This is a genomic window from Enterococcus sp. 4G2_DIV0659, assembly GCF_002140715.2.
In the GTDB taxonomy this organism is placed as follows: Bacteria; Bacillota; Bacilli; order Lactobacillales; family Enterococcaceae; genus Enterococcus_L; species Enterococcus_L mansonii.
Window position 1 is genome coordinate 873,314 of record NZ_NGLE02000001.1, and the last position, 12,355, is coordinate 885,668.

Consider the following 12,355-nt stretch of genomic DNA (forward strand, 5'->3'; position numbering starts at 1 on the left):
ATAAGGTCCCATACCATTCCACCTTAAATAAAGCTAAATGAAACCTCATCCAACACAAAAATAGTTGTAAGAATTTCATTTACTTTTTTTACTAGCACTTTATTATCAATTATTTGATCTTTTGTTTCAAGCTTTGTTTGAGCAGTTGAATAAATCAAATAGTCATATTCTTCTTTGAGTCTAATTTGATGATTATCTTTTTTATATAAAATATAATCATCTAAAACATCAGATTCATATTCACGTTTAAATCCATTTTTTAAGACAATCGCCGTAACTAATGTATTAACGTTCAACTCATCTAATGGAATGGCTTGTTCATCATACGTTAATGTATAGCTCACATCTTCGATGATTCCACATGCATTACACCCTCCATCTAATAAGTTGACCTTTTTCGCAATTTTTACTGCTTTCATGCTTACAAATCCTTTCCAAACATCTAGTTCATTCACTTTATTATATCAAATATTATCCTAAAATAAGATAGAAAAATAAACATAACTGTACTACATAACATATAAATATAATTAAAATATATTTAAAATTATTAGAAATCACTAATATGTATTTACTTTATATTTTTTTCAGATAATAATATAGGCAAGCTACTATTTATAAAACAGTAGTAAATAAGAGGAGGAATTTTTTATGAAATTTTTTAAAGGTATGATGGTTGCAGTTTTAACAATTAGTTTATGTTCGGCAAGTTTAGGAATGGTATCAAGCCATGCAAACGCAGCAACAGTCGTAGAATCAAATTACAACAAGACAGTCACTTTATTCAATAAAGCAGATATCTTAGCACACACAGGGTTATCATTAACAAGTTCAAATGTATCATCTGTTTACAATGAATTAGCGAAAACAAGTACATGGGAAGCTGCTGGATACAGTAAATCACAAGCGACTGTGATCGCCAGAGATTTCAGTAAAAATTACTACAAATCAGTAAGTTTACTACAAAAAATGACGTATCAAAAAGATTTACATCTTAAAGTTATCCTAATTACTAAAGGATATGTAAAAGCAGAATTCGGTTTACAATCATACTATGTGCCAGAAACTGAAGCACCTGAGGTTGAAGTTCCTGAAGTGGAAGTGCCAGAAGTAGAAGTACCTGAAGTAGAGACACCAGAAACTGAGACTCCTGAAGTGGAAGTACCTGCTGAAAAATCAGACTTAAAAAAATTAGAAGTACAAGTAAATTACACAAATGGTACACAAGTACAATTCCAATATCAAGTGAATGCAAATGGAACTATCAAAGCACAATACCAAGACAAATCAAATAAAGTACAATTACAAGGTAGTGCTGCTGAAGAAAAAATTGAAGGAATCATCGCTGGTCTAAACCTAAAAAATGGTAGTGAAAAAGAAATTACTTCACACATTTTAAACAAACTTGGTAAAGGATCAAGCTACAAACAATTCCAATTCCAAGGACAATTTACTGATAACTCACAAGTTAAATTTAAATTGAAATAAACAATCATCTATGCAAATAGGCGTGCAACCAAAGAACTTCTTCTTTATTGGTGCACGCCTAAAATCTTATACGTATCTAGTTCACTCTAAAAAGTCAAAAAGCTATTTTTGATTTCTTCATTTTTCTGGTTTTATGTGACCATTCTTACTACAGTTCCCTTTCAAACCACTCAGCTACAACATCCATCATCTCACCTTTAACCAGATGTCCTTCCTCCATTCCCGTCATAAACTGGCTATTTTCCGCAAATGGCTTATCTTTAATTCCTTCATAAAAATCAGACACATCACTATAAGGTATTTTGGGATCTTCTGTTCCATGCCAAAACAATACAGGACGTTTTGCTATTTTTTCAGGCTGTTTAGATAAATCGTAATGTGCCACCCAGCTTAATAATAATGGTAAATCCTTTGGCACAAAAATATCCATTTCAGCCGCACGTGTCATTACTCGATCAATATAACGCAATGGAGATGGTGTTCCCATCATACAAACGGCTGCTTTGATCTCAGGGTGTTGCGTTAACAATGCACAGGTTGTAATACCTCCCATCGACACACCACCAACACCAATCTTGTCCTCCATAATCAAACCTTGTTTATCAAAATGTCGAACTAATTGAGAAAATTCAATAATATTATATTGAATACTAGACCAAAATGTCACAGAGGGAATTGGCGACACCCCACCCGTTTTTCGCTCACCGTGATTCATTGCATCTGGTAAAATGACTCTTATGCCTTTTTTAGCCAGTTTTCTTGCTTGAGTCAATGACAACTCTTTAGCCGTTTGCCAACCATGGTAATAAATCACTAGAGGCAAAGAGTTATTTTTATCCTGCTCAGAAACGACTTCTAATACTGGAATTTCTTTAATCAAACGGTGTCGAACACTTATTTTCATTTTAGGATCTCCTTAATAAACTATTCTTATTGGCTTTATTATACACATTAAGGAGTATACATCACTTTTTTTGCTCAACTCTACAATAAAATACTATCTAAAAAAATTTTCTCCTACGTTTCCTTTTTACAATAACTCTTAGACGTAAAATCGACAGAATCATGGCTAATACAAGCAAAATATTAACTGCTATTGTTCGAAGTAACAACCCAAAAGATGCCTTATATCGCTTTTGTTTTTGAATATATTCGACTACGTCTTGTGTATTTGCTGATGTTTCTGGATAACTAATTCCTGAATGTAAGATATCGTAGGCATCAGCATAATTTCCCAGACCATCCGTCACTCTAAGATACATTTTTCCCACTTGTCCATCCCTAGTCAATTTCATATTGAATCGACCTTTTTTATCAGCAACCGCTTCTTGATAATGATACTCTTCATTGTCTGTATAAAATAATTCGACTTGAAACGTATTTTTTTGCTTCGGCATGTTTATTTTTCCAGATATACGGGCATTCTCTTTGTCATAATTTATTTCTGAAAAAAATATAGTAGGTCGATCACTGCTGACTAAATAAGGTACATTTTTATAGTGATAGATCACACCCTCTTCAGATGTAAAACATAAATCAGTGGAATAAATACCGATTTTATCTGTTTTTACAGGTCTATTTTCATAGTACATATCTTTGATTTTAATGTTGTCTCGATAGTAAATAGTTTCGATAAACCCACTATAGTTATTGACTGGACCGTTTAATACAAAATTCGCAAAAAACATATACGGACTATTCTCAAAAGGAAAAGTTAGATAAATCTCCTCTTTTATCTTTTTTTTCTTTGTAGTACTGCCATTTAAAACTTGTTTACGAGTAAAATGTCTCGTTAAATCACTTTCAGAATCAAACTTCGATTTCAATAAATTTTCTTTTCCTTCACTAGCGTAACACATAGCAGGAAAAAGAATGACTATTAAACTAAAAAACAACACAAACTTTTTCATAAAATAAACTCCCTTAAAACTCCTCACGACAACAAAACGATATACAATAAACAAAAAGAAATAGGTTTTATTTTCTTAATATTTAACATTCAAACTTTAACAACCACTTCAAACTATTATTCATATAATTTTAAAACTATTTTCTGAGCTCATTAATCACTATTTTTGCAATATATGTATTAAAAATAAAAAAGCTCAAAACCCTTACTCTTAAGGATTTTGCGCTTTTATCAAAATTATTATTTTGTTTCACGGTGTAAAGTAACTTTTCTTTCACGTGGGCAATATTTTTGTTTTTCCAAACGATCAGGATTGTTACGTTTATTTTTGCTTGTAAGGTAGTTACGCTCTTTACAAGAAGTGCATTCTAAAGTGATGTTTACGCGCATGTGTTTTCCCTCCTATATCTGATTTCGTATTTTCTAAGATATTTCTTAGCCTCAAATATCATATCATGTTTGTTCATGAATTTCTACCCTTTTACTGAAATTTGTAAAGGAAAACTACTTTACAAATTTTATTGTTGCTTATAATCTGCATAAGCATCTACGATGGCTTTAGCCATCAGTTGGTTTGGTCTGGTACTTTCACTTGTCAAGTGAGGTAAGATCACGCTAACAGCAATTTCAGGATCATTATAAGGGGCATAAGCAACCACGTTACTATTGACTGTAGTATGTTCACCAACATTTGTTTCCGCTGTACCAGTTTTTGCTGCCATATCCAATTTTGCGCCTTGCATATATTGCCCTGTGGTAAAGGCACCAGCACCGTGCACAACATCATAAAACCCTTGTTTAATGATATCCATTTGACCTGGACTAATATCTACTTTGTTCAACTCTTTTGGTGTAATTTCTTCTTTTAAATCACCAATTGTGCCATCTGGATTATTATTATAAATACCTTGAACCAAATGAGGCGCAAGTCGAGTTCCGCCATTTGCAACTGTAGCAGCATACTGAGCTAATTGCATTGCAGTATACGTATCATATTGCCCGAACGACAAATCGAGTAAATGCCCTGGCATTGGAGCAAACTCAGGGTCATCAAATGCAGTATTTGATAGTCCTGTAGACTCACCTGGTAAATCAATCCCAGTCGATACACCCATACCATATTCACCAAATGTTTTACGTAACACATCAAATAACGTTGAGTCTCCGGTTTCATAAGGTAACTTCATATTGTATTGGTAATCAGTTTTCATCATTTTCAAGACCAATTTCATCATGTAAACATTGGATGAATATTCTAGGGCTTGCTCTGCACTAAGAGACATTGGAACACCAGGATACTTATTAAATACAGAAGCTTTTGGGTCACTTCCAAAAATCTTAATCGGTTCATCGATCAACACATCATTACCAGAAATCACACCTTGTTCATAACCTGCTGAAATAGTTGCTCCTTTGACTACTGAACCAGGTTCAAACGCTTTGTTGATTGTAGCTAAAGGATTAGACGTTAACTCGTTAGTTGCAAGATCTCGATCTAAAGCAACCATCGCCATCACAGCGCCTGTCTTAGGGTTCATAACGACTACATAGGCGCCATCTGAGTAGTTCGCATTTCCTGTCGCTAACAACTGTTGATATTGCGCTCGAACAACTTCTTCAATTTTTGCTTGAAACCCTAAATCAATGGTCAATTTTAGGTTAGAACCTTTCTGACCTTCTGATATTGGCTTTTGCGTAACAATTTTCCCGTTACTGTCCAAAGTTACTTCTGATATAGCTTTTTTCCCTTGAAGAATATCTTCGTATTGTTTTTCTAAGTAACTCGTTCCTACACGGTCATTTCGTTCGTAACCTTTTGCTAGATACTCATCTGCTTCTTCAGCGGGTAATCCTGCTTTTTCTGAGGAAACTTTTCCTAAAATACTTTTTAGAGCCATGTCTTGTGGATATTCACGATCCCAATCCATTCCTGTGGACACACCAGAAATTTCCGAAGTGTGCTCGCCGATTATAGCAATTTCATCTTGAGTGACATCCTCATTTTTAATAAAAGCAGTATTCAGCTCAGATACAGCATTCATTCGTTTAAAAATTGTTGCTGCTTGCATCGTACGTTCATCAAAATTGATTTCTTCTGGTTTTACTTTTTCCACAGTCAGCACATATAATGTTCCTTGATCTGTGATTTTATTCCCTTTTTCATCTAACATATCCTTATCTGTCAAACGTTTTTGAGCAGCTTTTAAATTATCAGGATTCGCTAACCAAAAATCTTTTTTATCTCGTTCAGTTAATTCATCAGCGGGTACATGAATCAGATCGTTTACCTTATAAGCAATATCTAATAAATCTTCCGTTTGAACTTTTTTTCCTCGGGTATAAGTGATCGCCAGATTTGATTTATTTCCGACTAATAAATTACCAGCAGCATCATAGATTTGTCCCCGTGGTGCATTGCTTTTGATTTTCAATGTCGAATTTTCATCTACTTTTTGAGCAAATTGTTGTCCTTCTGCAATCTGTAAATAACCCAATCTTACGATCAAAGCGACAAACAAACCAAATATAACAAAAAACAGCAAATTCAATCGAAATGGAATATGGGATTTTTTGCTATTTTGTGTCATTGGTTCTACGTTTTCTTTTTTTAATTTATCTAAAAAGCTCATTTTTTTCATTTATCCTAGTCCTTCCTTATAAGAAAAGTCTTGCTTCTCTATTGTAACTAAAAAATGCAAAAAAAAATAGAGGGAATCCTCCTACTAAGAAAATATTTAATGTTTAAAGATCTGGAAAATCACTCAAAGAGCTTCTTTCCAGACCTTTAAACATAATTAGGTGATAAATGTACCTTTTTACTACTTATTTCCGGCTATAATTTGATACATCAGCGACCATGCTCTCTACAAAGATATTTAGATCGATTACGTCTGTTTCTTTACTTCCATAGCGACGAATATTCACTGTTGCTTCATCCATCTCTTTATCTCCTACAACAATTTGATACGGAATTTTTTGTGTTTGAGACGCACGGATCTTATAACCCATTTTTTCATTACGATCATCTACTTCGATCCGTAAGCCTTGTTCTTGCAGACGTTTTTTGACTTCATAGGCATAATCGGCATGAGCTTCAACAGAAACAGGAATAATTGTTGCTTGAATTGGCGCCAACCATGTCGGGAAAGCTCCTTTGTACACTTCAGTTAAGTAAGCAACAAAACGTTCCATAGTTGAAACGATTCCGCGATGGATAACGACTGGGCGATGATTATTTTCTCCGTCTTCCCCTACATAAGTTAAATCAAAACGTTCCGGTAATAAGAAATCTAATTGAATAGTTGATAATGTTTCTTCCATCCCTAAAGCTGTTTTTACTTGAACATCTAGTTTAGGACCATAAAAGGCTGCTTCACCTTCTGCTTCAAAATAATCTAGTTCCATTTCATCCATTGCAGCTTTTAACATCTCTTGCGCTTTTTCCCACATTGCATCATCATCAAAGTATTTATCTGTATTATTCGGATCACGATAGCTTAAGCGGAAACGATAATCATCGATATTAAAATCTTTGTAAACGGCAACCATTAACTCTAATGTACGTTTAAATTCTTCTTTGATTTGATCTGGACGAACAAATGTATGGCCGTCATTCAAGGTCATTTCACGCACACGTTGTAAACCAGATAATGCACCTGATTTTTCATAACGATGCATCATACCAAGTTCAGCGATTCTGATTGGTAATTCACGGTAACTATGAATATCATTTTTATACACCATCATATGATGTGGGCAGTTCATTGGACGAAGAACAAGCATTTCCCCATCTCCCATGTCCATTGGCGGGAACATATCTTCATGATAATGATCCCAGTGACCAGAAGTTTTGTATAAATTAACATCTGCCATAATCGGAGTATACACATGTTGGTAGCCCAAGCTGATTTCTTTATCTGTAATGTAACGTTCGATTGTACGACGAATTGTCGCACCTTTTGGCAACCAAAATGGCAACCCAGAGCCTACTTCTTGAGAAATCATAAATAAATCAAGTTCTTTACCTAATTTACGGTGATCACGTTCTTTTGCCTCTTCACGCATTCTAATAAATTCTTTTAACTCTTTTTTATCGAAAAATGCTGTACCATAAATACGTTGCATCATTTGATTATCAGAATTCCCTCTCCAGTACGCACCAGCTACAGACAATAATTGGAAGACTTGGATACGGCCTGTCGATGGCACGTGAACCCCGCGGCACAAATCAACGAAATCGCCTTGATCATAAACTGTTATTTCTTCATCAGCAGGAAGATCAGTAATTAACTCTACTTTATATGGATCGTCCGCAAACAACTCTAATGCTTCTTCTTTTGAAACAACTTTACGAACAATTGGGTTATTTTCTTTCACGATTTTCATCATTTCAGCTTCGATTGCTGGTAAATCTTCCGCAGTCACAGCATTCTCGCCATTGTCTGTATCGTAATAAAAACCAGAATCAATAGCTGGACCTACACCAAACTTGATTTTAGGAAATAGACGGCGCAAAGCGTTAGCCATTAAGTGAGCTGTTGAATGACGTAAAATTTGCAACGCATCCTCATGATCTGGTGTAACAATTTCAATCCTTCCATCTTCTTCGATTGGACGATCTAAATCTATTAACGTACCATTGAATTTTCCTGCTAACGCTTTTTTAGCCAAACTATTGCTGATACTTTTAGCGATGTCTAAAGTTGATGAACCTGCCTCAAATTCTTTGACAGCGCCATCTGGGAATGTGATTTTAATTGACATTTTTGTTTCCTCCTTAAGAATGTTTATGATTGAAAAGATACTTTTTTATAATGATCCACTGTCGAACTTTTAATTAAATACAAAAAAACCTAGTATCCGACAATGCTCAGATACTAGGACGAAAAGTTCGTGGTTCCACCTATTTTTAAATACAGCAAATAACTATATTCCTCAACGTGTTAACGGTACGACCGCCTTTGCTTCGACAAAGGTTGGAAAAAGTGGTCATTCCTTGTGCGGGTCTGGAAAATTTTCAGCCAAGATTTTCCTCTCTAAAAGACTGCTTGCAAGTTCAGTTGTCTTTTTCATCAATCATTTATGTGTTAATTTAAACATTTATTTCAATAAAAAGCAAGTGTTTATTCGAATGGATTATTTTTTCCATTCTCCACCTTGAGCATAACGATCTTTTTTCATCTCGTTAACAAATACATGGATCTTCTCTTTTGGTGCCCCTGTATTTTTGGATACAACTTCCGTGATCTCTTTGACCATATTTGTCAATTGTTCTTCGCTACGACCTTCGATTAATTCGACATGAATAAATGGCATATCTTTTCCTCCGTTCAATTTTTTTATTTTTTTTCTACACCACAATCAATAAATCTGCATTATTAAAAAAGAAGCCCAATTGGACTTCTTTTTATTACTTTTTTAAGCTGGTTCACCATAATCTACAGGTTTATCAAACTCTCCAGGTGCACTGTCATAGATATGACCATACACAATCACTGGCATTCCTGCATAAGCACCATTAAAAATTTGTGCAACTGCAGCTCCTGGTGTATTGATACAACCGTTACTACCGAAGTTTGTTTTATAGGCTTCTTTATTACCGAAATACTCTGCTTTATAATCTGCATCGTGAATCCCGATTTGTGTGACCACACCACCGAAACTCTTCAGCGGCATCCAGTATTTAACTGGTACACTATATTTTGAGCCATCCAGCATTTCGCCTTCTAATTTTGTATCTGTATCTTTATACAAAATCGTGTGAAAACCAGGAACTGTTGCTGTTCCTTTATTATAACGCCCCGTGATGACGTCTGTTTCAACCACCTTAGCGCCGCCTTTAAAGAAGTACATTTTTTGATCATTTAAATCGATCTCCACATAATCTTTATCAACTGTAGATGATTGAGTGACATCTCCATCAATTGGGACTGTGATTGTTTCAGTATCTTTATCACTATTTATCGCATTAACAAGTAAATCTCTTGTTTGAGGCATATTGATATCCCAACCATAGCTGCCATTATTTTTATATTTAGTTGTTACGCCATGGACATTTTTAAAGATAATCGGCTTAAAAATAGAGCCATATTTTTGATTCGTTTGTTCTACCCATGCATATACTTTAGTTGGATCAACATTACCCGATGTATCCATAAATGATTGAATCTCTTCTTTAGTAAGTGCTAATTTTTCACCATTGATATCCAATGTGATTGTTTTGTTTTCTTTTTTGGATAGCATCGCTAGTTTGTCTTGCAAGCCTTTATCATCTTTCGTTAAGGCAGGTTTTTGATAGAACTCTTTTGCTTCATACACATAGCTGCCTTTGTTTGCTTCAACATCTTTTAAGACCTGGCTCATCAAAGCTGCTTTATCTACCGTTGTTCCTATTTGTTCTGGTATGATTTGATACGTACCATCAACTTTTTCGATTCGTGCATCTTGGCTTGGCGTTCCCGCTTCAAATTCAAGTGCATTTAATTTATTTTGTAATTCTACTTTGTAATTTTCGTTGATTGGTAATTTAAGCGATCGATCACCAATATTTTCTTTCAAGTAACCTTCTGTGATTTCATATTTTTCAGGCAATTCAATTTTTTCTTCCTTGCCATTAACTTTAATGATTACATTTTCAGATTGGTTTAATTTTTCTAATTTGTCTTTTGCTGCTTTAACACTTAACAAACTGATATCAACACCATTGGCTTTAGCAGTTATAAAAAAATGAGATTGGAAATAAACAAGTCCACCAGCAAATACCAATGACAAACAAATTAACAAACCAACTACTGGAACTAACCATCTTTTTTTCTTTTTATTTGGTTGATGATTATTTTGCGATGCTCGTGCATTTTTAGCAGAGCGACTAACTGATTCTTCATTTTCCATTGAGCTATCTTCCTTCTATTATGATATATTTTGTTTGACCTCATGAAGACTATCGAGTGATTCCTTCTCTACATAGATCAAAAGGAAGCCGCTCTTCCTTTAGTTCTTTTATTCTTTACATCAGTCCTGTTTCAATTAATATCCGTTAGAATAAAACAGGTTTACGCAAGTGTAGTCAAGTTCCTTATAATCTTCAATTATTTTGCTTACACTACGAGAAAAAATGTACCTTTTTATGTAATCATTCACTTTTTTACTTTTTCTCCAAACGTGTAAATTTTATATACAGCGTATCTACTATTCTAACACAGATAACGGGTAGGAAAAAAGACCATTTAGCAATAAATTGCTCTAAATCCATATTTATTTATAATAAACTTTAAATTGACGTATTAGATTCTAATTTATTTATAAAAAAAAGAATGTTGACTTAAATTCCTCGTGTAATCCATTACCTTTTTAGCCGTTTTTTGGTCATAGCTCCAGTCCTTCTCTTGTGAAAATTTCTGAGCATAGTAGCTAAACTGTTTTTGCAAGGACATTAAGGCTTTCCAGGTAGTAGATATACTTGAAACGTCCATAGTCTCTCTGAGCTTCTCATATTGTTTTTTCGTTAAATAGTTTGGCAAGTATTTGTAATTTTTGCCAATACTAAAATGATACCCCTGATTTTCTCCTACTTGCCAAGACAGTAATCGTAATAATTCAAGCCGACAGTATTCGTTTAAATGATCTGCCGCATAAAATAGCTCGTTTCGGCACAACCCCTTGACTACATAAGTACTAACCCACCAAAATTGATTACAGCAGTCCAAAAATTCTTTTTCGCTGGGCTTTTTAATCCAATATTCCTCATCAGTTGCTTCTGGTAGCTTGGGTAATAAATCGCTCTTATCCAATAATATTTTGGCTAGTCGATCCCTTTCGTTCCAAATTTCAGCTTGTTCTTTCGGGCAAAGTATTAAATCGATACGATTTCCATCTTCAAATAGCATTAAATACGTAAATCGCCCATTTCTTTCTGGTGGAAACAACACCATATCCTCTGGCATTTGCATGATCAAACGTGGACCAAAGACATCTATCCAAGTCGTATCGTTTATAAACTCTTCAATAGAATCAACGATATAAACAATATCATAGTCTTGAAATTGATCATTTGGCGCTTGGTTATTCGTTCGAGACCCATTCATTCCAACAGCTAAAACTCTTGAATCCTTTTCTGCTTGATCCAAAATTAACTGAAACATTTCTTTTTCCGTGCGCATATCATTTCCTCTCCTTCAAGTATTTACCTAGATTATAGGACAAATCAAAGGTCTATGTTATACTTTCTCTTAAAAACGTTAAAAAAACATTAAAAAAGAAAGACTTAACATTATTCATTTCAATTATCTACTACACTAGATAAGAAAGGTTGTGGTGTTATGAAATGGGTAAAACGAATGGTGTTTATTATAGTAGCTTTAGGTGTCAGTTATGCTGGTCTAGTTCTTTTTTTGATTTTAAGTGGGACAAAAAATCAACCAACAACTTCACCTGATACAGTTTTAATTTTAGGAGCGCAAGTAAAAGGTTCTTCAAAAGAGGACGCTTATCCTAGTACTGTGTTAAAAGAACGACTAGATGCAGCAGTCCCATACTTAAAAAAATATCCAAAGGCAACTGCCATCGTCTGTGGTGGTCAAGGCTCTGACGAACCAGATAGCGAAGCATCTGTAATGGCTGATTATTTGATGAAAAAAGGCATTTCGGAAAAACAAATTCTCAAAGAGGACACTTCGACTCGAACAAAAGAAAATATTACTAATGCACAAAAAAAACAACCGCTTGGCAACACCGTAATCGTTACAAGTGATTTCCATATGTATCGTTCAAAATTATTAGCAAAACGATTAGGCGTTTTGGACATCAGCGGACTTCCTGCTGTCTCAAAATCTTCTGCCACTTTCAAAACATACATGAGAGAAATTTGCGCTTTGGGATATGGTTTACTTTTTGACCATTGATCGCTCTCACATCCTTTGATTATTAAATGTGACGCATACTCAAATCAAAAACTAGAGT

11 protein-coding genes are annotated in these 12,355 nt (G+C 34.5%); 2 read left to right on the top strand and 9 right to left on the bottom strand.

The features are described 5' to 3' along the window. Nucleotides 1–23 precede the first annotated feature (23 nt). A complete protein-coding gene (locus A5880_RS04115) occupies nt 24–419 on the bottom strand; it encodes a DUF4809 family protein (RefSeq protein WP_336576964.1) in 396 nt (131 codons plus the stop codon). Nucleotides 420–651: 232 nt separating this feature from the next. Between A5880_RS04115 and A5880_RS04120 the strand changes: the two genes are divergently transcribed. Further along, on the top strand, nt 652–1,488 hold the full coding sequence (locus A5880_RS04120; protein ID WP_086331930.1) for a YusW family protein: 837 nt from the start codon (nt 652–654) through the stop codon (nt 1,486–1,488). A 148-nt stretch (nt 1,489–1,636) separates the two neighbouring features. Here the strand turns inward: A5880_RS04120 and A5880_RS04125 are convergent, their stop codons facing one another. From A5880_RS04125 to A5880_RS04160, 8 genes are all read right to left on the bottom strand, one after another. Then, nucleotides 1,637–2,392: an alpha/beta fold hydrolase gene (locus A5880_RS04125; RefSeq protein ID WP_086331931.1), complete on the bottom strand. Its 756-nt coding sequence runs from the start codon at nt 2,390–2,392 to the stop codon at nt 1,637–1,639. A 97-nt stretch (nt 2,393–2,489) separates the two neighbouring features. Next, nucleotides 2,490–3,398, bottom strand: a complete 909-nt coding sequence (locus A5880_RS04130; RefSeq protein ID WP_086331932.1) for a hypothetical protein — start codon at nt 3,396–3,398, stop codon at nt 2,490–2,492. A 239-nt stretch (nt 3,399–3,637) separates the two neighbouring features. Next, nucleotides 3,638–3,787: a 50S ribosomal protein L33 gene (rpmG, locus tag A5880_RS04135; protein ID WP_002296119.1), complete on the bottom strand. Its 150-nt coding sequence runs from the start codon at nt 3,785–3,787 to the stop codon at nt 3,638–3,640. A gap of 128 nt (nt 3,788–3,915) precedes the next feature. After that, entirely contained in the window at nt 3,916–6,036 is a 2,121-nt protein-coding gene (locus tag A5880_RS04140; protein ID WP_086331933.1) for a penicillin-binding transpeptidase domain-containing protein, read from the bottom strand. A 184-nt stretch (nt 6,037–6,220) separates the two neighbouring features. Continuing rightward, nucleotides 6,221–8,161 carry a threonine--tRNA ligase gene (gene thrS, locus A5880_RS04145; RefSeq protein WP_086331934.1) on the bottom strand — a complete coding sequence of 647 codons (1,941 nt, stop codon included), beginning with the start codon at nt 8,159–8,161 and terminating at the stop codon, nt 6,221–6,223. A 372-nt stretch (nt 8,162–8,533) separates the two neighbouring features. Then, complete coding sequence (locus tag A5880_RS04150) at nt 8,534–8,713, bottom strand: 2-hydroxymuconate tautomerase (RefSeq protein WP_086331935.1); 180 nt, start codon at nt 8,711–8,713, stop codon at nt 8,534–8,536. Nucleotides 8,714–8,815: 102 nt separating this feature from the next. Beyond that, nucleotides 8,816–10,288, bottom strand: a complete 1,473-nt coding sequence (locus A5880_RS04155) for a L,D-transpeptidase family protein (RefSeq protein WP_086331936.1) — start codon at nt 10,286–10,288, stop codon at nt 8,816–8,818. Nucleotides 10,289–10,692: 404 nt separating this feature from the next. Then, complete coding sequence (locus tag A5880_RS04160; RefSeq protein WP_086331937.1) at nt 10,693–11,556, bottom strand: aminoglycoside 6-adenylyltransferase; 864 nt, start codon at nt 11,554–11,556, stop codon at nt 10,693–10,695. A gap of 159 nt (nt 11,557–11,715) precedes the next feature. On the opposite strand from A5880_RS04160, the gene A5880_RS04165 reads away from it, so the two are divergent. Next, nucleotides 11,716–12,297, top strand: a complete 582-nt coding sequence (locus A5880_RS04165; protein ID WP_086331938.1) for a YdcF family protein — start codon at nt 11,716–11,718, stop codon at nt 12,295–12,297. Nucleotides 12,298–12,355: the final 58 nt, after the last annotated feature.